Origin of the sequence: Brevibacterium atlanticum, assembly GCF_011617245.1 — a bacterium.
Lineage (GTDB): Bacteria > Actinomycetota > Actinomycetes > Actinomycetales > Brevibacteriaceae > Brevibacterium > Brevibacterium atlanticum.
The window spans coordinates 4,100,683-4,120,875 of sequence record NZ_CP050152.1; the positions used below are offsets into that span (position 1 = coordinate 4,100,683).

General features: G+C 65.8%; 23 protein-coding genes. 7 read left to right on the top strand and 16 right to left on the bottom strand.

From position 1 onward, the window contains the following. Positions 1-27: 27 nt before the first annotated feature. Positions 28-657 carry a TetR/AcrR family transcriptional regulator gene (locus GUY23_RS18195; protein WP_208085413.1) on the bottom strand — a complete coding sequence of 210 codons (630 nt, stop codon included), beginning with the start codon at positions 655-657 and terminating at the stop codon, positions 28-30. 51 nt (positions 658-708) lie between these two features. Here GUY23_RS18195 and GUY23_RS18200 point away from each other — a divergent pair, with 51 nt between their 5' ends. Then, positions 709-1,590 carry an SDR family oxidoreductase gene (locus tag GUY23_RS18200; RefSeq protein WP_166975238.1) on the top strand — a complete coding sequence of 294 codons (882 nt, stop codon included), beginning with the start codon at positions 709-711 and terminating at the stop codon, positions 1,588-1,590. A gap of 19 nt (positions 1,591-1,609) precedes the next feature. Here GUY23_RS18200 and GUY23_RS18205 read toward each other — a convergent pair whose 3' ends face one another. Next, on the bottom strand, positions 1,610-2,671 hold the full coding sequence (locus GUY23_RS18205) for an LCP family protein (protein WP_228282561.1): 1,062 nt from the start codon (positions 2,669-2,671) through the stop codon (positions 1,610-1,612). 591 nt (positions 2,672-3,262) lie between these two features. Here GUY23_RS18205 and GUY23_RS18210 point away from each other — a divergent pair. Next, on the top strand, positions 3,263-3,466 hold the full coding sequence (locus GUY23_RS18210) for a cold-shock protein (RefSeq protein WP_025776564.1): 204 nt from the start codon (positions 3,263-3,265) through the stop codon (positions 3,464-3,466). A 210-nt stretch (positions 3,467-3,676) separates the two neighbouring features. Here GUY23_RS18210 and GUY23_RS18215 read toward each other — a convergent pair whose 3' ends face one another. Then, positions 3,677-4,321 carry a GNAT family N-acetyltransferase gene (locus tag GUY23_RS18215; protein ID WP_166975241.1) on the bottom strand — a complete coding sequence of 215 codons (645 nt, stop codon included), beginning with the start codon at positions 4,319-4,321 and terminating at the stop codon, positions 3,677-3,679. 135 nt (positions 4,322-4,456) lie between these two features. Here GUY23_RS18215 and GUY23_RS18220 point away from each other — a divergent pair, with 135 nt between their 5' ends. Continuing rightward, positions 4,457-5,092: an HAD family hydrolase gene (locus GUY23_RS18220; RefSeq protein WP_166975244.1), complete on the top strand. Its 636-nt coding sequence runs from the start codon at positions 4,457-4,459 to the stop codon at positions 5,090-5,092. 98 nt (positions 5,093-5,190) lie between these two features. Further along, on the top strand, positions 5,191-6,327 hold the full coding sequence (locus tag GUY23_RS18225) for an amidohydrolase (protein WP_166975247.1): 1,137 nt from the start codon (positions 5,191-5,193) through the stop codon (positions 6,325-6,327). A 6-nt stretch (positions 6,328-6,333) separates the two neighbouring features. On the opposite strand, the gene GUY23_RS18230 is transcribed toward GUY23_RS18225, so the two are convergent. The 5 genes from GUY23_RS18230 to GUY23_RS18250 form a co-directional block, all read right to left on the bottom strand. Next, positions 6,334-6,903 carry a DapH/DapD/GlmU-related protein gene (locus GUY23_RS18230; RefSeq protein ID WP_166975250.1) on the bottom strand — a complete coding sequence of 190 codons (570 nt, stop codon included), beginning with the start codon at positions 6,901-6,903 and terminating at the stop codon, positions 6,334-6,336. 34 nt (positions 6,904-6,937) lie between these two features. Next, entirely contained in the window at positions 6,938-7,960 is a 1,023-nt protein-coding gene (locus tag GUY23_RS18235; protein ID WP_166975253.1) for a zinc-dependent alcohol dehydrogenase family protein, read from the bottom strand. Positions 7,961-7,962: 2 nt separating this feature from the next. Continuing rightward, on the bottom strand, positions 7,963-8,865 hold the full coding sequence (locus tag GUY23_RS18240) for a helix-turn-helix transcriptional regulator (protein ID WP_166975256.1): 903 nt from the start codon (positions 8,863-8,865) through the stop codon (positions 7,963-7,965). A 135-nt stretch (positions 8,866-9,000) separates the two neighbouring features. Next, on the bottom strand, positions 9,001-9,414 hold the full coding sequence (locus GUY23_RS18245; RefSeq protein WP_166976432.1) for an acyl-CoA thioesterase: 414 nt from the start codon (positions 9,412-9,414) through the stop codon (positions 9,001-9,003). A 130-nt stretch (positions 9,415-9,544) separates the two neighbouring features. Further along, positions 9,545-10,048 (bottom strand): SRPBCC family protein, encoded by a 504-nt coding sequence (locus tag GUY23_RS18250; protein ID WP_166975259.1) that lies wholly within the window; start codon positions 10,046-10,048, stop codon positions 9,545-9,547. Positions 10,049-10,102: 54 nt separating this feature from the next. Between GUY23_RS18250 and GUY23_RS18255 the strand changes: the two genes are divergently transcribed. Next, positions 10,103-10,600, top strand: coding sequence for a GNAT family N-acetyltransferase (locus GUY23_RS18255; RefSeq protein ID WP_166975262.1), 498 nt, complete (start codon positions 10,103-10,105; stop codon positions 10,598-10,600). Between the two features lie 31 nt (positions 10,601-10,631). Here GUY23_RS18255 and GUY23_RS18260 read toward each other — a convergent pair whose 3' ends face one another. From GUY23_RS18260 to GUY23_RS18295, 8 genes are all read right to left on the bottom strand, one after another. Beyond that, positions 10,632-11,480, bottom strand: coding sequence for a uroporphyrinogen-III synthase (locus tag GUY23_RS18260; RefSeq protein WP_166975265.1), 849 nt, complete (start codon positions 11,478-11,480; stop codon positions 10,632-10,634). 2 nt (positions 11,481-11,482) lie between these two features. After that, positions 11,483-12,391, bottom strand: a complete 909-nt coding sequence (locus GUY23_RS18265; RefSeq protein WP_166975268.1) for a LysR family transcriptional regulator — start codon at positions 12,389-12,391, stop codon at positions 11,483-11,485. A gap of 19 nt (positions 12,392-12,410) precedes the next feature. Next, positions 12,411-13,562 (bottom strand): MFS transporter, encoded by a 1,152-nt coding sequence (locus tag GUY23_RS18270; RefSeq protein WP_166975271.1) that lies wholly within the window; start codon positions 13,560-13,562, stop codon positions 12,411-12,413. Then, entirely contained in the window at positions 13,562-14,224 is a 663-nt protein-coding gene (locus GUY23_RS18275; RefSeq protein ID WP_166975274.1) for a hypothetical protein, read from the bottom strand. Before GUY23_RS18275 ends, GUY23_RS18270 begins: the two co-directional genes overlap by 1 nt. Beyond that, complete coding sequence (dnaB, locus tag GUY23_RS18280) at positions 14,224-15,561, bottom strand: replicative DNA helicase (protein ID WP_166975277.1); 1,338 nt, start codon at positions 15,559-15,561, stop codon at positions 14,224-14,226. Before dnaB ends, GUY23_RS18275 begins: the two co-directional genes overlap by 1 nt. Before the next feature lie 212 nt (positions 15,562-15,773). Then, positions 15,774-17,153, bottom strand: a complete 1,380-nt coding sequence (locus GUY23_RS18285) for an FtsX-like permease family protein (protein ID WP_166975280.1) — start codon at positions 17,151-17,153, stop codon at positions 15,774-15,776. 11 nt (positions 17,154-17,164) lie between these two features. Further along, positions 17,165-18,520 (bottom strand): FtsX-like permease family protein, encoded by a 1,356-nt coding sequence (locus tag GUY23_RS18290; protein WP_166975283.1) that lies wholly within the window; start codon positions 18,518-18,520, stop codon positions 17,165-17,167. Beyond that, positions 18,520-19,269 carry an ABC transporter ATP-binding protein gene (locus GUY23_RS18295; protein ID WP_166975286.1) on the bottom strand — a complete coding sequence of 250 codons (750 nt, stop codon included), beginning with the start codon at positions 19,267-19,269 and terminating at the stop codon, positions 18,520-18,522. Before GUY23_RS18295 ends, GUY23_RS18290 begins: the two co-directional genes overlap by 1 nt. Before the next feature lie 159 nt (positions 19,270-19,428). Between GUY23_RS18295 and GUY23_RS18300 the strand changes: the two genes are divergently transcribed. Continuing rightward, entirely contained in the window at positions 19,429-19,767 is a 339-nt protein-coding gene (locus GUY23_RS18300; protein ID WP_208085415.1) for an ArsR/SmtB family transcription factor, read from the top strand. Beyond that, entirely contained in the window at positions 19,764-20,162 is a 399-nt protein-coding gene (locus GUY23_RS18305; protein WP_166975290.1) for a VOC family protein, read from the top strand. The genes GUY23_RS18300 and GUY23_RS18305 overlap by 4 nt, the downstream gene beginning before the upstream one ends. Positions 20,163-20,193 lie beyond the last annotated feature (31 nt).

Consider the following 20,193-nt stretch of genomic DNA (forward strand, 5'->3'; position numbering starts at 1 on the left):
ATGGTCGCCGAGGCGGGGCAGGGCCGATCAGTCCGCCAGCGTACCGGCCGCTCGCCCGAGGTCGGTGAGGGCGGTGTGAGCCAGTTCGCTGAGGTCGGTCTGGGGTCCGGCGTCGATCCACGCCGCGTAGGCTTCACCGAACGCCACGGTGCCGAGGTGAGCGGCGATGATCGCGACCTGCCGCTCGACTCCACGCTCCTGCAGCGCCGATGCCATTCCGTCGGTGAGGGCACGATGCTTTGCGGCGTCTCGTTCCTGCAGTTCGACGTTCTCCGAGATCACGCGGCGGATCCGTGGACCGAGTTCGCGGTGGAACGGGGTCATCGACGACGAGACCTCGTCGAGTCCTGCGCGGACCGCCTCGAGTGGGCCGACTTCGGCGGGAGCCGAAGAGATGCCGTCGACCAAGAGTCGCAGCATTTCGTCCTGGCCTGCCGCGAGGACTTCTCGCTTGTCGGGGAAATAGCGGAAGAAGGTGCTCTTCGTCAGTCCTGCACGCGCTGAGATCTCAGCGACCGTCACACCGTCGAAGCCGTTTTCGGCGAACATGTCGAGAGCAGCGACGACGAGTCGATCGCGAGCATTCGGGGTCCAACGGGGCATGCCGTCATCGTAGCAACGGGTGAGCACGCGATCGATGACGGGACTGAGTCCCATCGCGGTGGTACCCTGATAAGACTCAGTCCCATCACTCGGCGAGGAGACACCATGCACGTATTCATCACAGGCGGCACCGGTCTGATCGGTTCTGCGGTCACCAAAGAACTCATCTCCAACGGCCATTCCGCGAGTATCCTCGCCCGGTCCGATGCGTCGGCCGAACGGGCGGCGGAACTCGGGGCGGCGGCGGTCCGTGGCGACCTCTCCTCTGCCGATGTCCTGCGTTCGGCCGCAGAGGCGGCCGACGGTGTCATCCACCTTGCCTTCCGCAACGATTTCAGTTCACCCGCAGCGCTGGCGGCCTCTGTCGAGGAGGAAGCTTCGGCGATCGACACTCTCGGCAGAATCCTCATCGGCTCGGACAAGCCCTTTGTCATGGTCGCAGGCACACCCGCTGTGACGGGCAGGACCGCGACCGAAGCGGACCCGCTTCCGACCGACGGCCCCGTCGGAGGGCGCAGCGTCGCGGTGACCCGAGCTCTCCGGTTCGGAGATCAGGGGGTACGCACCTCGGCGATCCGTCTGCCGCGAACCGTGCACGCCGACGGCGAGGGCGGTTTCGCCGGCCTGCTCGCGAACTTCGCGGAGGAATCAGGGATCTGCGGCTACCCTGGCGATGGCACCCAACGCTGGCCCGCGGTCCACGCCCAGGATGCTGCGGCCCTCTTCCGGCTCGCACTCGAGTCCGCTGAAGGTGGAACATCCTGGCATGCCGTCGCCGACGAGGGGGTGCGCGTCATCGACATCGCCGAGGTGCTCGGCCGCCGACTCGGACTGCCGGTGGGCACTGTGCCGGAGGAGAATTTCGGTCCGCTCGGGCCGATCTTCGCCACCGACCAGCCGGCGTCGAGTCAGCACACTCGGTCCGCTCTCGGGTGGACGCCGACTCGGCCCGGACTGCTCGATGATCTCGAGAGCCTCACACGCTGAGGCGCACCGGCCGAACCCCTCACCCGACGAGGTCGGTGATCGGCCTATCGGCGTTGATGGCGGCGAAGACCTCGTCGGCCTGTGCGGATTTGACCACACGGTTCGGGTCTTCCGGGGCCGGGGTCCAGGGCATGATGTCGAAGGTGATGTCATCCTTGGGCACCGCGGCAACAGTCGAAGCCAGCGAGGCCAGCGACGAGACCGAGTCGAGGTCCTCGTCGACCTCGAGCGAGGAGGTCACGGCGTCGAGGAAGGAGTAGAGGCGGTCGGGGCGGGTGAGCACGTGGCTGCTCTTGGCCCGGTCGATGATGGCGTTCATGACCATCTGCTGGTTGCCCATGCGGGAGATGTCGCTGCCGTCGCCGACGGCGTGCCGGGTGCGGGCCAGGGCGAGCGCATCGGTTCCCCCGATCGTCTGCTCGCCGGCAGGCAGGTCGAGGTTCGCCTTCGGGTCCTTCAGCGGTTCGTCGAGGTCGACGGTGATCCCGTCGAGCGCGTCGACGATCGCGGCGAACCCGTCGAAGTCGACGTTGATGAAGTGGTCGACGCGCACGCCGGTGAGTGATTCGGCCGCCGAGACCGAGCATGCCGGTCCGCCGTTGAGTGCGGAGTTGATCATCCCGTGCACGGCCTGCGTGGCCCCGTGGCCGGTGTCGTCGCAGGCGGGAATGTCCATGATCGTGTCACGCGGGATCTGGACGGCGTCGATGCGGCTGCCGTCGGCGGCGATGTGGGCGAGGATCATCGCATCGCTGCGCGCTCCCTCGGCGCTGCCGTATCCCGACGCCGAGGCGGCCCCCGAGTCGTCCTGTGCCGACGCGAGATCCCTGGTGTCGGAGCCGATGATGAGCACATTGGTCTCGTCGGTGAGCTTCTCGGGAACATCGGTACCATCATGGGCGCGCAGAGCCGAGGAGGAGATGTTCGCGCCGAGGTTGTGCACCACGATCGCGATCGTCAGCGGAGCCGCGATGACGAGGATCGCTGCCACCGCCACGAAGGTCCGTCGCCTGCGGTACTTCGCGGCCAGACGCCGGCGACGTCGGGGTCCGATGGTCAGAGGTGCGTCTCGGTTGTCCACGGTTTGGGCGGCTCCTGCGTTGGGGATAGTGGCAGATTGTATGCAAAACGTTTTGCATACAATCTTAGACACGGAGGGTCGAGCTTCTCAGCGATTCTGCGTCACTGTGTGCCATCTCTCGACGGCGATCGCGCTTGTGAACACCGTCTGTGCCGACGACCGCCGAACTTTCTGTTAGGCTTGAAGAGTTCTCGCACAGCATCGTGCGGAGCAGGTGGTGCCTCACAGAGCAGGTAGGTTCAGCTCGGCACCATGTGTTTGCCCGTCGGCGCGTGTCTGCCTTCCGCGCCCCTCATGATTTTCATATTTCCCATCTCAGTCGTCTGACGCTCAGTCACCTGGCGACTTCCGTCCAGCACTTTCGAGTGCATGATCGAAACCGAGCATCCCCACGATTTCGTCCGAGACAGAGAACTCTCTCCAGAGCACTCACGACCGCATCGGAATCCGAGGTCCCGGTTCACCCACAGTTTTTCGCTGGACCTGCGTCCAAGACTCAGTCCATCCAGCGGGAAAGCCGGATCCAGCAATGGATTCGACCATCACGACCGCACCAGCGGTCTTCAGTTAAAAAATAAGGATACAAAGATTATGGCAACAGGTACCGTGAAATGGTTCAACGCGGAAAAGGGTTTCGGATTCATCCAGCCTGACGACGGTTCGGCTGACGTGTTCACCCACTTCTCCGCGATCGAGGCCACCGGCTACCGCGAGCTCACCGAGGGTCAGAACGTCGAGTTCGACTCGGAGATGGGCTCCAAGGGCCTGCAGGCGACTCGCGTCCGCGGCCTCTGAGACTCCCTGAGAGTCTCTCCTAGAGACTTTGCGGGTCTCAATCGAGACCTCTGAGCAACACCGGCGATCCTTCGCCCGGACAACCGTCCGATCCGGTATCCCCGGACCCGGTCGGCTGCTGGGCGGAGGATCGCCGTTTCTGTGTCGCGGACCGAGTGCTCGGCGCAGAGCGGGCCTCACCGGTTGCGACCGCGGCGATCCGATCCTGATTCAGCTGTGTTCGAGCAGCTCGAGGAAGTCCTCGACACCGCTGAGTCCGATGTCGTCGCGCCGCCTCGTCTCCCACGCCTCACGGGTGAGTCTCCATCGCTGGATCAGCCCGGGTTCGCCTCGGCGGATGTCCCATTCGACTCCGTTGTGTTCGTACCCGAGCGCCTCGGAGACGCGGTTCGACCCGATGTTGTCGACGAAGGCATCGGAGGCGGCTTCTCGGGCGCCGAGCCCGGCGAAGGCGAGGTGGAGCATGGCGCTGCGCATCTCGGTGCCCAGCCCACGCCCGCGCACATCGGTCGAGAGCCAGGAGAACGAGAGCACCGTGCCGCACGTGTCGAACTTCTCCGCGATGAGGTCCTGCATGCCCACGGCCTCACCGTCGACGAGGACGGCGAAGGCCAGTCTGAACTCGGAGCGCGAGAATCGGCCGCGGCCGCGCCACACGCTCTGCAGCCACTTGTTGACTCGTGCGGTGGGGTCCGATTCGTAGAAGGACATCGGGTCGTCATAGGGGGCGGGCTCGGCGAAGACCTTGCCGTCGCGCACCAGCGGGGCGAGCGCCGCAAGCATGTCATCACCGGCACCGACGAGCTCGAGTCGGGGCGTCGTCACCCGGATCTGCAGTGGCGCGTAGCCGATCATGACTCCAACCTAGGCGAGCACTGACGATTCCACAATGGTCCGATGATGTCATGTGCCACGAACATCATCCGCGAGGGCCACGATGTTCTGTAGCGTAGGAGTCCGAAGCCGAATCCTCACCGAAGGAGACCCGCGATGCCGCAGTCCACCGACCAGAAACCCACGACCGTCGTCTTCGATCTCGGAAACGTGCTCATCGGATGGGACCAGACCGGCCCGCTCGCTGACCGGATGAGTGCAGAGCAGTGGCGCGCCTTCGCCGAGGAGGCCGATTTCGCGGCCCTCAACACCGCCTCGGACAGCGGCGTCCCCGTCGCCGAGGTGATCGCTCGCGCGGCCGCGGTCGATGAGCGACACGGTGAGATCGTCTCCCGCTACTACGAGCGCTTCGAGGATTCGCTGACCGGTCCGATCGAGGGCATGGCCGAGGTCGTCGCCGAACTCAAGGACTCGGGAGCCCGGCTCCTCGGGCTCTCGAACTGGGCGGCCGAAACCTTCCACCATGCGCCCGCCGTCGCCCCGGCCATCGACGAACTCGAAGACGTTATAGTCTCCGGACGGGAGAAGCTCATCAAACCCGATCCGGCGATCTTCGAACTGCTGCTCGAGCGCTTCGATCTCGACCCCGCCAAGACCCTGTTCGTCGATGACCTGCCGGCGAACATCGAGGCGGCCAGGCAACTCGGCTTCATCGGTCACGTGTTCACGGACGCACAGTCGCTGCGCCGGGAGCTTGAAGATCTCGGGCTGCTCGAGTCGAGTCCTTCTTAACGCATTCGGCTGACGCCTGACGCATTCGAATCCACGCTGGTAGCGTGAGTATCGTCCGCATCCGGACTGCCCGGGCGGCACACGAGCGAGGAGAAGTGATGACGACACCGGAATTCCTGGACAGCATCGACTCACAGCTCGCGTGGCAGCGTGATCTCTACAGGCACTTCCACCAGCATCCGGAGCTCAGCCTCGAGGAGCATCAGACCGCCGAGCGCATCGAGTCCGAACTCACCGACCTGGGACTCGAGGTCAAACGCATCGGGGACACCGGACTCGATTACGCATCCACCGTCGAGGGGGTCATGCACGCCTGCGGACACGATATGCACGCGACTGCCCTCCTCGGTGCCGTGAGGCTCCTCAACGAGAACCGAAACGCCTGGTCGGGCACCTATATCGCACTCTTCCAGCCGGCCGAGGAGAACGCGGCCGGCGCGAAGGCGATGATCGACGACGGCCTGACAACGGCGGTGCCGAAACCCGATGTCGCCCTTGCTCAGCACGTCATGCCGATGCCCGCGGGGCGAATCTTCACCGCCTCGGGCCCGGTGATGTCGGCCGGCGATTCGGTGAAGATCACGGTCTTCGGCCGTGGCGCGCACGGGTCGATGCCGCACCTGTCGGTCGATCCGGTCGTGCTCGCGGCCTCGATCGTGCTCCGACTGCAGACGATCGTCTCGCGGGAGACCGAACCGGGCGAGTTCGCCGTCGTCACCGTCGGTGCCTCGAATGCGGGTTCGAAGTCGAACATCATTCCCGACCGGGCCGAACTCCTGCTCAATGTGCGCACCTACGACACCGCGGTCCGGCAGCGCGTGATCGACTCGATCGAACGCATCGTCCGCGGCGAATGCGAAGCGGCCGGATCGCCGAAGGAACCGACCTTCGAATACTTCGACCAGTTCCCACTGACGGACAACAGTGAGGCCGTCAACGACACCGTCACTGAGGCGCTCACCGGCTACTTCGGCGACGAGGTGGTGCAGCCCGCCACTCCAGCGACCGCCTCGGAGGACTTCAGCGAACTGCCCACCGCCTTCGGCATCCCCTACGCCTACTGGTTCGTCGGCTCCTTCGATGCCGAGAAGTACAAAGACGCCGAGGAGGCGGGAACCGTGCTCACGGACGTTCCGGCCAACCATTCGCCGTTCTTCGCACCCGAGATCGATCCGACCCTCGAGATCGCGACGAAGGCGCAGGCCATCGGCGCACTGGCCTACCTCGGCGGCTGACGCCTGTCACTCACCCACGGTGCGCACGACGTGTGCCGGTGATCCGACCACGACGGTGCCGGCGGGAACATCCCGGGTCACCACTGCTGCCGCGGCGACGACCGCATCGTCGCCGATGGTGATCCCCGGCAGGACCGTCACATTCGACCCGATCCAGACATTGCGGCCGATGACGATGGGGTCCGGGTGCATATCGGCGCGACGGTCCGGTTCCATTCCGTGGTTGAGGGTGGCGAGGACGGTGTTGTGCCCGATGAGGGAGTCATCACCGATCGTGATGCCGCCCTGGTCTTGGAAGCTGCACCCGGAATTGATGAACACCCGCTGACCGATGGTGATGTTCTGCCCGAAGTCTGTGCGAAACGGCGGGAACAGCATCACGGACTTATCGATCGGCCGACCGGTCAGCTCCGCCAACAGGGCCCGAACCTCATCAGGTTCGTGATACTCACCGTTGATCTCGGCCGTGATCCGCAGAGCTCTCTGACTGCTGCGGTGCATCACCTCATGCAGGGGCGAGCCGCCCGTGATCGTCTCTCCGGCATTGAGCGCGTTCAGTAGATCAGCTGTGTCCACGGTGTCACCTTTCCTGTGCTCGGCAATGATGGTTTCAGGGTCGCAGCAGAACCTTGATGGCTTCGCGGCTGTCCATCGCCGCATACGCGGCCGCGGCGTCGTCGAGACTCATCGCCTTGTCGAAGACCTTCCCCGGCTCGATTCTCCTGTTCCAGATGAGGTCGATGAGGTCAGGCAGGAATCGGCGTACCGGTGCCGGTCCGCCGTGCAGATGCACGAGTCCGAAGAACAGTTCTCCCCCGGGCAGCTCGACATCATGTGAGACTCCGACATAGCCGACGTGCCCGCCGGGGCGGGTCGAGCGGATCGCCTGCATCATCGACTCCTGAGAGCCGACCGCTTCGATGGCGCTGTCGACTCCGAGTCCGCCGGTGAGCTCCTTGATCTTGGACACACCGTCGTCGCTGCGCTCCTCCACGATGTGAGTGGCACCGAAATCCCTGGCAAGATTCTGCCGATCCGCGTGCCGACTCATCGCGATGATCGTCTCCGCACCCATCTGCTTCGCAGCGAGAACACCCATGAGACCGACGGCGCCATCGCCGATGACGGCGACTGACTTCCCGGGCCCCGCCTCGGCGGCATCGGCTGCGAACCACCCGGTGCCCAGCACATCGGAGGCGGCGAGCAGCGAGGGGATGAGGTCGTCATCGGGTTGACCCGGAGTGGCGACCAACGTGCCGTCGGCGAAGGGGATGCGAGCGAATTCGGCCTGAGTGCCGATGCTTCCGTCCACGAATGTCCCGTTGACGCACCGCGACTGATAGCCGGCGGCGCAGATCGGGCAGGTATTGTCGGAGATGACGAATGATCCGACGACGAAGTCTCCGGGCTTCACAGTGCGGACCTCACCGCCGACCTCCTCGACGATGCCGACGTATTCGTGCCCCATAAGCAGACCGTCAGGTGTGTCCGCGCCGCGATAGGGCCAGAGGTCGGATCCGCAGACGCAGGCGGCCACGATGCGGATGATGGCGTCGGTGGGCTCTTGGATCTCGGGATCGGGTCGATCCTCGACCCGCACATCGCCGGGTCCGTGCATGATGATTCCACGCATGGTCAGTTCCTTTCGTCGGTAAGTGAATCGCTCGCTGAGGAGGTCGCCGGAGCCGGCGTGGTGCTCCACGAGGCCAGCAGCTGAAGTCGCTGATAGGAGTCCGAACCGGGTTCGGCCGTGTAGATATAGAGAGCCAGTCCTGATTCGGCGGTCACGCTCAATTCCTCGTAGGCGAGGTTGAGTTCGCCGACGACAGGGTGGTTGAAGCGCTTCGTGCCCGACCCATGCGTGCGCACATCATGGGCCGCCCACAGTTCGCGGAATGTCTCGGACTGGGTGGAGAGTTCGCCGACGAGGTCTTGGATCGCCCGGTCGTGCGGGTCCTTCCCGGCGGCGTTGCGAATGATTCCCACGCACATCTGGGCGAAGATCTCCCAATCGGGGTAGAAGTCGCGCGAAGCCGGATCGAGGAACTGGAATCTCGCGAGGTTCGGGGTGCGTCCCCCGTCGCCGATGATCGGCGAGTAGAAGGCGCGGCCGAGTTCCTTGATCGCCACGATGTCCTGCGCATCGTTGCGCACGAACGCGACAGCGTCCCTGATCGAGTCGAGCACCCAGTAGAGGGTCTCATGAGGTGGCTTCGCCGCTGAGACCGGACGCCGGCGCCTGCCCGAGGCGGGGATGCCGTCGGCGGCTCGGGCCAGATCGACGAGGTGACTGCGCTCGGTATCGTCGAGCATCAGCGCGGTGGCGAGAGCGTCGAGCACAGAGGCGGAAGCTCCGCCGATCGCCCCTCGTTCGAGCTTTGCGTAGTACTCCACACTCAGGCCGGCGAGGGCTGCCACCTCGCTGCGTCGCAGTCCCGGAACTCTGCGGGCCCCGCCAGCGGGCAGACCCACCCGCTCAGGCGTGATCTTCGCTCGGCGCGACATGAGGAATTCGCGAACCTCGGCACGGTTGTCCATGCCTTCCAGGCTAGAGCCGATTGCGCCATCGAGGGATACCCTGATGTGGCACCCCTCGCCGAGGCTCTCACCAACTCCTTCGGCATCGCGTAGTTCTCAGGAGGCCGCTGCACACCCTTTCCGCGTCTCCGGCAACTACTCCGGCAGCTGCTCCGCATGTGGGTGGGGCATCCGATCGCGGTCGTAGGTGATCGTCGAATAGCCGTGGGGAACCGGTGTGCCGTCCTCATCGACTCCGACAAAGACGATCTTCTCGATGGTGAGGATGGACTTGCGGGTGATCATATTGCGCACCCTGGCCGTCATCGTCAGCGAGGTGCGCCCGAAGTGGGTGGCGATGAGCCCCATCTCGATGAGGTCGCCTTCTCGTGCCGAGGCCTGGAAGTTGATCTCGGAGATCAGCTTCGTCACGACGCGGTGGTTGCCGAGCTGGATGATCGCATAGATCGCAGCCTCCTCGTCGATCCAGCGCAGCAGACTGCCGCCGAAGAGCGAGCCGTTGGCGTTGAGGTCCTCGGGCCGGACCCATTTGCGGGTGTAGAAGTTCATGCCCTCGACGTGGCCGGTGGGGCTCTCGGTGTGCGATGCCGTCGCTGTGCGCTGTGCCGTCTCTGTCATGCGATCAGGGTAGCGAGCACATGTTTCGCCGGGGTTTCGGCCGCGTCACCGCCGTTCGACGTCATCCTTCGCGTTCGAAGTCATCCTTCATTGCTGTGAGTGTCCGGCGGATGTTCAGGCGCTGAAAGTCGGCGAAGCTCCGCCCACGTGTGACGATGTGGTCGAAGACCCAGGCAAGAGCGTCGGGCCACTTCCGGCGGTCATCGGTCCACGTCTCGGTCACTCGCGTCGCCCCACCGAGGTCCTCGAACTCATACGTCCAGCTCGCGTTCGCGCCTTCGATGCTCGGCGAGCGGGGACCGATCCGACGCACCGTGAAGGCGAAGCGCTTCCCGGGCGTCGAGTCGGTGACGACGGATTCGGTCACCCACGTCGCCGGTCCGCGACGGTTCGTGCCCTCGAAGACGTCACCCGCGTGCAGGGGCCCCGCGGCTGAGAATGTGCTGGCTCCAGTGTTCTCCGGGCTCCACCGCGGCATCTGCGTCGGATCGGCCACCTGCTCCCACAGCGCGGCGGCATCCGCCCTGATCACCAGACTGTCGCTGACCTGCATGATTCGTGTCATCACTGTCCCTTCGTCTCTCGTCCCAGCCTAGGGCCACAGGGTAGCCTGACGTCTATGCACCCTCCCCGGACGCTTCGTCTGAAGTTCCGCGAGATGTCGCTGACCGACCTCGACGACATGGCCGCACTGCTCGGCGATCCGTCAGTCATGGAGTTCTATCCGGCGCCCAAGGGCCGCGACGAGGCGGCTGCGTGGATCGAATGGAATGTGCGCAATTACGCGGAGCACGGTTTCGGGCTGTGGGCGGTCGAGACCCATGACGGCGAGTTCGTCGGCGACTGCGGTCTCACCTGGCAGACCGTGAACGGGACTCCTCATCTCGAGGTCGGGTATCACGTGACGGCTGCGGCTCAGGGGAAGGGCTTTGCCACCGAGGCGGCTCTGGCCTGCCGTGATCATGCACGCAGGCTCGGACTCGGGCCGCTTCTCGTCGCGGTGATCCACCGGGACAATCGGCCGTCCCAGCGGGTGGCCGAGAAGCTCGGCATGCGACGAGACCCGTCACTGCGGCATGCCTCCCCGATCCACGAGGTGTTCTCGATGAGGCTGTGATCCTCACCGAACCTACCTCCCAGTTCGGCACTCACTGTCCTGCCCTTGCCGAAACGCTGAGTTCACTGACGAGGATTCGGGCGAGGGCGCCGAGGCGGAACCGCTCCGGGATCACGGTTCTGATCCCACGGTCCCACAGCGGCGCGGCGGTGACATTGCCGACGGCCGCCGCCAGCACACCGTTGTTGAACGCCTCGATCACTGCGGGCAGCAGACTCTGCTCCTCGGCCACGGCGAGGAAGGCGGCGGCTCCGGGCGCCGAGGTGAAGGCCACGGCGTCGCATCTGCGCTGCGCAACGAGGTTGACCGCATCGACCACGGCTTCCGGATCGGGCGCCGGGCCCCAGCGGTAGATGACGAGTGAGCGGACGTCGGCGCCTGCCGCGGCGAAGGCCCCATCGAGTCCGTCGGCTCCGGCGCCGTGGTGCTGCACCGCGATCCGCTGGCCGTTGACGCCTTCGGCCAGGAGCACCTGTTCGATCTCGGCGCTGGTCTCGGACTCGGCGACCCAGTCGACCGTCAGACCGGCCGCCTGGACCGCACCTCGGGCTTTCGGGCCGCGAACGACGATCCGTGCTTCTCGGAGCATCGCGTGCCACTCGTCGCGCATGCCCGCAGCCTCGGCGACCTCGCCCCAGCCGGTGAATCCGACGCCGGTCGTGACCACGACGGTGTCGGGCCTGTGGTCGATGAGGTCCCCGGTACGGGCGGCGAGTTCAGGGTCGTCGATGTGCGGAATGACGGACAGGGTCGGAGCGTGCACGATCTGCGCTCCGTGCCGTTCGAGAGCGGAGGCGAGCTGTTCTGCTCGCCGCTGAGCGGTGAGCACGATGCGTCGTCCGGCCAGTTCATCGCCGATGTCGCTGCGGAGCTGATCCATACTCATATTCTGCCTCCGGCTCGTCCTTCGAGGGCATTGTGGTGAACGAGCATCTGATCCTTCAGCGCCTGCACGAGCGCGGCGATAGCGGGTCGACGCATCGAGTCGGGCCGCAGCACCATCCAATATGGCAGACGTTCAGCCACAGTGTCGGGGAAGAGGCGCACGAGGTCCGGGTGCAGGTCGGCCATGAAACACGGCAGGAATCCGATGCCGGCACCGGCACGGGTGGCCTCCACATGGACGAAGACGTTCGTCGAGGTCAGGGCATCTTTCATGGTCGGGAAGAGCCGCCTCGGCGCATCGAGGTCATCGACCTGGAGCATGGAGTCGACGAAGTAGACGAGGCGGTGGTCATCCAATTCGTCCACCGAGGTCGGGGTGCCGTTTGCCTCCAGATACTCGCGTGAGGCGTAGAGGCCGAGCACGTAGTCGCCGAGCTTCATCGCCTCCGCACGATGGACGCGGGGTTCGCCGACGACGACTTCGATGTCGAGTCCCGAGCGTTGCTGCAGGGCCTGCCGGGTGACGGTGACGATCTCGACGCTCAGTCCCGGATGTCGACGGCGCAGCTGGGCCGCCGCCGGAGAGGCGATGTAGGCGCTGAACCCGTCGGTGGCGGTCATCCGTACGACTCCGGTGACCGCGTCCGGTCCCTGTCCCGTGTGTCCGAGGTCGGCGACCGCGGCCTCCATCTGTTCGGCCACGGCGACGGCCCTCTGCCCGAGCTCCGTCAGCTCCCAGCCGTCTGCGGAGCGGGCGAGCACCCGCCCTCCGAGAGACTTCTCCAAGGCGGTGATGCGGCGCGAGACCGTCGTGTGGGTCAGCCCGAGGTTGTGCGCGGCCGTCGTGAACTTCGCGGTGCGGGAGACGGCGAGCAGCACGAGCAGGTCATTGGGCGTGGTGTCCATACCTGCCATGGTAGGTGCGTCATCGTCGTTCGTAGGCTCGGCGGCTGAGGACGGCGGTGGCTGTGAGGACGGCCATGACGAGTGCCGACGAGCCGAAGAGGACGCCCCAGTGATCGCCGTGGCCCAACGGCCCGCCGACCGCCGCTCCGAGGGCGCTGCCGGCGAAGAGACATCCGGCGAAGAGCGCGACCACTGTGCCTCTGGCCTGGGGGAGGACCGAGGTCGACCAGGTCTGCAGGGAGGAGTGGAGGAACGACCAGGTCGCGCCGAGCAGCAGACCGGCGATGAAGACGGTGGCCAGCGAGATGTGGATGGTCAGCACGAGATAGCCGATGATCGGCGCGCAGCCGCCGAGAGTCATCAGGCGCGGCATGGACATCCTGGCCGACAGCGGTCTGACGAAACGGCTGGTGATGATCACTCCGAGGCCGTAGGCGGCGGTGGCCAGCCCGGCCGCGCCGGCACCGATCCCCTGGGACTGCAGCGCCGGGGCGAGCAGGGTGAGAACCCCGAGGACGGCCGCACCTTCGACGAAGGCGAGGCCGATGACGACGAGCACCCAACGGTGGGTGAGGGCAGACCGGAGAGTCGAGAGCATGCTGCTGCCGGTCTCGGGTCGGTGCTCGCGCAGTCGCATGAGACCGAAGGAACAGAGGACGGCAAGGACGGCGGGAACGGCGAAGACGATCCGCCAGTCGAGCCAGTCGGCGAGCAGGCCGGAGATCGCAGTCGCCGAGGCGGTGCCCAGTGCGATCGCCGCCATGAGATCGGCCAGGGCGGGCTGTCGACGCTCTTCAGCCACGGTGTCACCGACGTAGGTCAACGAGGCAGGAACGACGGCCCCGTAGAAGGCACCGGCGAACGCCCGCGCCACGATGAGTGTGATGAGGTTCGGTGCCACGGCGGAGACCGCCCCGGCCAGAGCGGCGGCGAACAGCGTCAGCCGCATCAGTCGGATCCGCCCGAATCGGTCGGACAGGGCACCCCAGAGAGGTTGGCTGATGCCGTAGGCGAGGTAGTACAGACTCGCGACCGACAGACTCTGTGTCAGTGTGGCTCCGAGACCAGCGGCGACGAGGACGAGCAGGGGACTGACCGCGAACCGGTCGAAGCTCGAGACGAAGGCTGCCGCTGAGACGGCCACCGGAGGCCGCGTTGCAGGTGGGGGCATCAGCGAACTATCTGTGCTGGCCTTCGCGTCCACCTGACCAGCACGACGATTCCGCAGATGAGGAACACGATCCCCGAGGTGACTACGCCGACCGCGGTGATACCGATATCGGCGTCCACGTCGATCTCGTCGGCCGGCTGGATCGGGGCCTCCCCGTCGGGGTCGATGAGCACCGTGATCGTGTCGCCTTCGGAGAAGCCGTCATAGCCGTTCCGTCCGCGGTAGATCATCTGCTCGTCGACCGGGGAGCCGTCGGTGCGTTCGAGTGTGTATTCGTGCGTGTAGACCTGATGCGAACCCGTGCTGTCACGCTCGGTCTTCTGCTCGAGGTGATCCTCGAGCACGACCACCTCGGTGGGCTCACCGACCTTGGTCAGCGCCATGTCCTCACCGAGCATGATCACCCCCAGCAGCGCGAAGGCGACGAACGGGGTCGTGTATATATAGGCCCAGAAGTTCCCCATGATCGCCCGCATTCCGCCGACGATCCCGATGAGAACGAAGACGCCGATGACGAACGTGATGAGCTGTGCCGACGGGAAGAAGTACGCGAGGGCGAAGAGCCCGGCGAGGCAGACGACGAAGACGGCGCCGACGATGATGATCGTCAGGGGGTTCCGACTGCCTCGTCTCACCTTGCCTTTCATCTGATCGGTGCTCATCACTGCGGCATGTTGACGAAGCGGGACTTCGCACCCTGGAACGCCACGGGGATGTCCATCGTCGGACCGGCACGGTGCTTGGCGACGATGATGTCGGCCTCACCGGCGCGTTCGTGTTCCTTGTCGTACATGTCCTCACGGTGGATGAGGAGGACCATATCGGCGTCCTGCTCGATCGAACCGGACTCACGCAGATCCGAGATCATCGGTCGTTTGTCGGTGCGCTGCTCGCTGCCACGGTTGAGCTGGGACAGCGCGATGACCGGGACCTCGAGCTCCTTGGCCAGCAGCTTGAGCGAACGGGAGAACTCCGAGACCTCCTGCTGACGCGATTCGACACGCTTGCCCGAGGACATCAGCTGCAGATAGTCGACGCAGACCATCTGCAGATCGTGCTGCTGCTTGAGCCTGCGGCACTTCGCACGGATCTCGGTCAGCGCCATGTTCGGCGAATCGTCGACGAACAGCGGAGCACCGTTGATCCGAGCCTCGGTCGCGGCCAGGGTGGTCCAATCGTGCGGGCTGAGTTCGCCGCGGCGCAGATTCTGCAGCGGGATCTCCGACTCCGCCGAGAGCAGACGCATGACGAGCTCGTTCTTGCCCATCTCGAGTGAGAAGAACACGGCGGCCGCATTGTTGTGGATCGCCGCCGACCGGATGAAGTCGAGCGCCAGCGTCGACTTGCCGACACCGGGTCGGGCGGCGATGACGATCATCGTACCCGGGTGCAGACCGTTGGTGAGGTTGTCGAACTCGGTGAAGCCGGTGGGCACACCCGCGGTCTGACTGTCGGTGTTGCCGTTGCGTTCGATCTCCTGGGCCACCTCGCCGAGGATGTCGGAGAGGATGACGTAGTCCTCGGTCGTATGGCGTTCGGTGACCTTGTAGATCTCCGCCTGCGCGGAGTTCACGACGTCGTCGGTGTCGCCTTCGGCGTCGTAGCCCATCTGCACGATGCGCGTGCCGGCTTCGACGAGGCGACGCAGCACGGCCTGTTCGCTGACGATCGCGGCATAGTAGCCGGCGTTGGCTGCGGTCGGCACGGAGGAGATGAGCGTGTGCAGGTAGGCGGCACCGCCGACGCGGGCGAGGTCGCCGGTCTTCGTCAGATAGTTCGCCACCGTCACCGAGTCGGCGGGTTCGCCTCGGGAGTAGAGGTCGAGCACGGCTTCGTAGATGGTTTCGTGAGCGGGCTTGTAGAAGTCATCGCCCTTCATCGTCTCGACGCAGTCGGCGATGGCGTCCTTCGACAAAAGCATCGCACCGAGTACGCTCTGCTCGGCCTCGACGTCCTGCGGAGGGGTCCTCAGACCGTCATACCCCTGGTCGTTGCTCACTCGTCGTCCTCTTCCTCACAGCATTGCAGACGCCCACCCGCAGGTGGTGCGCTCCAACTGTACCCGGAGACCGGGCGAGGGTCCCATCGACCCTTCACCGACCATCGTAGGTTGCGGCCATGACACGGAAATCCCCATGGTTTCCAACGGACCCCGTCACCGAGGCGGCCCACCGAAACCCGGTGAGCCGCCTCGTCGATGGGGTGGGATCCTCAGTCCCGCGCCCGCCCGGCGATGGCCACGGACCGCAGGATCGGCTTCGTCAGCTGCAGACCGCCGCGGATGATGGCGATGCCCACGGCCACGGTGAGGAGGATCGTGAGGAACGTGACCGGCTTGAAGACGAGCGCCGCGCCTGCCAGCGGGAACACGAGCAGCAGTCCGAGCCCGCCGGCCACGAGCGAAACCCAGATCGCCGGGGACATGACCGCCCGCACCAGGGCTCGGTGCATGAGCGTCGGATCGGCTCCGGCGGCATAGAGGTCGGCGAAGGTGTCGGCTCGGTCGTAGATGTCGGCGACCTGGTTGATCACCGCCGAGACCGCGATGAGCACGATCGCGATGCCCATGACGAGCAGCACCCCGGTGAACATGTCGTGGAAGAGATGGTTCTCGGCCTCGCTCACTCCCACTTCCGAGTCCTCGGCAGTGTCGATGCCGAGTTGGGACAGGGCGACTCCGGACCCGCAGACGGCGGCGATGAAGGCCGCCATCGCCAGGCCGGAGACCCGCCGCCAGAACCTCTTCGGTTCGTCGGAGACGAGTCGGGCGGCGATGAGTCGATCGGGGGTGGCCGCGCGCCGGCCGCTGAGATGGGCGAACCAGCGGATGAGCAGACCGCCGACGAGGTCGACGACGACGAGTCCGAGTGCGAGGAAACCGACGGTCACGCCGAGGACGAAGCCGACGCCCAGGCCGGCTTTCGTGAGCGCGAAGACGATGGGCAGGGCGATGACGGCGGCGATCGCGACGATGACGCGGCCCAGCGGGAACTTCCGCTCGAGGCTCTTCGTCCGCACTCCCAGCGGGGACACTGCGACCTTCCGCAGGCCGAGCAGCGCCGAACCCGCGCAGACGAGGACGAGGAAGACGACCACGACGAGGATGAGCCAGACCGGCATGAGCATGTTGCCGTAGCCGATCGGCTCGCCCATGAAGTGGATGAGGCTGACCGGCAGCGCCAGGCCCAGGTAGCCGACCACGCCGAGGACGATCCCGACCAGGGCCGGCAGGAGCGGTTCGGCCACCGCGAGCGCCGTGATCTGCGACTGCTTGGCACCGAGCAGTGACATCGTCGACAGTCGTTCGTCCTGCCGACGGGCCGACAGTGTGGCCGAGGCCGACGCCAGGGTGGACGCGGGGATGACGAGGAGGACGGTAGCCAGTGCGGCGAGGGTCTTGTACATGATGTCCATGCCCGCCTCGGCGGAGTCGGTGCTCGGCGGGATCTGGAAGAACATCCATGCCCCGGCGGCGACCGTGAGGAACAGTGTGGCGCAGGCGAAGAACGCGGCGACCACGAGGAGGGAGCTCGCCGAGGTCAGTGATCTGCGGCCGAGGACGAGGGGAACGGTGCGAAGTGAGGTGGACATGAGTGCTCCTTTCAGGCCGGCACCGCGGTGACTCGGCGGACGAGAGGACGGGTGAACTGCAGACCCAGCCACACCATCGCCACCCCGGCCACGACGACGATGGCGACGGTGCCGATGGTGAGCGGATCGCCGAGGTCGCCGACCGAAGCCATAAGAGCGGCGAGTGCTCCGCCAAGCAGCAGGGAGACCACGGTGACGAGCAGGATCGGCGACATCACGGCCCGCACGGTGACGCGGTGCATCATCGTCTGCGGCATCCCGGCGGCGTGGAGCTCGCGGTAGGTGTCGGCCCGGTCGAGGATGTCGGCCGCCTGATTGATCGTGGCGGAGACGATGACGAGGATGAACGCGATGGCCAGGGTGAGGATGAGTCCGGTGAAGATATCGTCGCCGAGGTACTGGTAGGGACCCATGATGGCCCGCTCTTCCGCGGTGAGATTGCTCTGACCGCTGCGCATCATCGCCGTCCCGGTCCCGCCGACGACGGCGATGAATGTGATCATCGCCAGCCCCGCGACCCGGCGCCAGTACTGACCGGGGGCGTCGGCGACCATTCCGGCGGCGATCACCGAGGCGGGACCGCGGGCGGTCTTGCCCGCGATTGCCGCGTGGATGCGGATGCACAGCACCCCGAGGACGCTGATGAGCAGGAGGGCGAGACCGGTCGTGGCGATGCTCGAGACGATGGTGGCCGTCATCGACAGTTCCATCTTTGTGGAGACATAGGCGGCGATGGCCACGACGAGGACGAGCAGGATCGCCGTGATCACGCGGAAGAGCGGGAATCGACGTTCGAGGGCGCGGGTGCGCACGCCCAGCGGGGACACCGTGATCTTGCGCAGTCCCAGCAGTGAGGCGAGCAGGCAGATGAGGACGAGTCCGGTCACGACGGCTGCGAGCAGCCAGGCCGGCATGAGCAGTGCCGAATATCCCAGCGGCACACCGGTGAAGGTGATGAAGCTCAGCGGCCAGGAGACCAGCAGGTAGCCCCCGATGCCGGCGATGATGCCGATCGCGGCGGGGATGACGGGTTCGGCGACGGCGATGAGGCGGATCGTGCCGCGTCCGGCGCCGAGCAGGGACAGGGTGGAGAGGCGTTCGTCCTGTCGGCGGGCACTCAATTTCGCCGAGGCGACTCCGAGGCTGACGGCGGGAACGATGAGGAACACGGTGGCGAAGATCGCGAGCAATCGGTAGAGGTCGGCGATCTCGGAGTATCCGGAGACTGCGGGGCGGTCGGTGAATGCCCAGGCGCCGCCGGCGACGGTGAGGAAGATCGTCGAGCAGGCGAAGAACGCAATGCCCACGAGCTTCGCTGTCGTCGAGGTCAGGGATTGTCGAGACACGAGGAGGGGAAGGACGTTCATCAGTGCGCGGCTTCCTGCATCGCGGAGTCGGCGACGATGCGGCCGTCGGCGAGCCGGACGACTCGGGAGCAGCGGGCGGCGACGTTCTCGTCGTGGGTGACGACGACGAGGGTGGAGCCGCGACCGGTCGTCGATCCCAGCAGCTCGGTGAGCACCTCGGCCGACGTGTGGGAGTCCAGCGCCCCGGTGGGTTCGTCGGCGAAGGTGACGACGGGCTGGGTGACCTGGGCACGGGCGATGGCCACTCGCTGGGCCTGACCGCCGGAGAGCTGGCCGATCCGCTTGTTGAGGTGCTCGGCCAGTCCGAGGCGGTCGAGCCATGCGTGGGCATGTCGGGTGGCATCGGCGCGGTTCATGCCGGCGAGCATGGCGGCGAGCGCGACGTTGTCGACGGCGGTGAGTTCGGGCAGAAGCAGACCCTGCTGGAAGACGAAGCCGAAGACCTCACGGCGCAGAGCGGTGCGACCGGATTCCTTGAGCCCGGTGATGTCCGCGGCGGCGCTGCGGTCGGTGGCGGAGAGGGCGATGCGGCCGCTGTCGGGGCTGATGATGCCGGCCAGGCAGTGCAGGAGGGTGGTCTTGCCCGAACCGGAGGGTCCCATGATCGCCAGGGATTCGCCGAGGCCGATGGTGAGGTCGACGCCCGCGAGCGCATACGTCTGGTTGAAGTGTTTCGTGACGTTGCCGGCGGTGATGATGGCGGGGTTCTGGCGGGCAGGGTGCTGTGCAGCAATCGGTGAAGAAGTCATGTCTCCATGTTTTCTCGCCGCGTCTGCGCGAGCCATGAAGTCAGCCCACGAGTGAGGGAAGGAAAACCCAACCCCTGTTGATGGAAAACCGATTCGGGTGTCCGCCGGCAGCGGCCGCCCTATTGACAGGCAAGCATATACTTGCCTATTGTCGTGAGTGTGGTTGACATCTACCGTGCCATCGCTGATCCGACGCGGCGCACGATCCTCGACGAACTCTGCGAACGGGACGACCAGACACTGTTCGAGATCTGCGCGCGCCTGACCAACAAGCACGGCCTCGGACTGACGAGGCAGGCGGTGTCACAGCACCTCGAGACTCTCGAATCCGCCGGATTGGTCAGATCGAGGAAAGAGGGTCGCTTCAAGTATCACCAGATCGATCCCACCCCACTGGCTGCGATCGCCGATCGCTGGCCGCAGGATGCACCTCAATCGTCGTCGACCACGTCCGAGGGCGTGCGCCCGGAGTCCACCAAAACAGAGGAGCCATCATGAAGGTCAACTGGACATCCATCTTCGTCACCGATCAGCAGAAGGCCTTGGACTTCTACACCGAGAAGCTCGGCTTCGTACTCAAGCACGATATCGACTTGGGCGGCGCCCGCTGGCTGACCGTGGTCTCACCCGAGGACCCCGACGGGGTTGAGATCGTGCTGGAGCCCAACTCTCACCCGGCGGTAGTTCCCTTCACCGAGGCGCTCGTGGCCGACGGGATCCCGATGAATCAGTTCGCCGTCGACGACGTCCAAGCCGAATACGACCGCCTCGTCGCCGCCGGAGTGACGTTCACGCAGGCTCCCACGACGATGGGACCGATGACCACGGCAGTGCTCGACGACACGGTCGGCAACCTCATCCAGCTCATCCACCAGGACGTTTCTGGTCAGTGATGAGCGGATGATCGCCGAGGCGGCCGGCGGG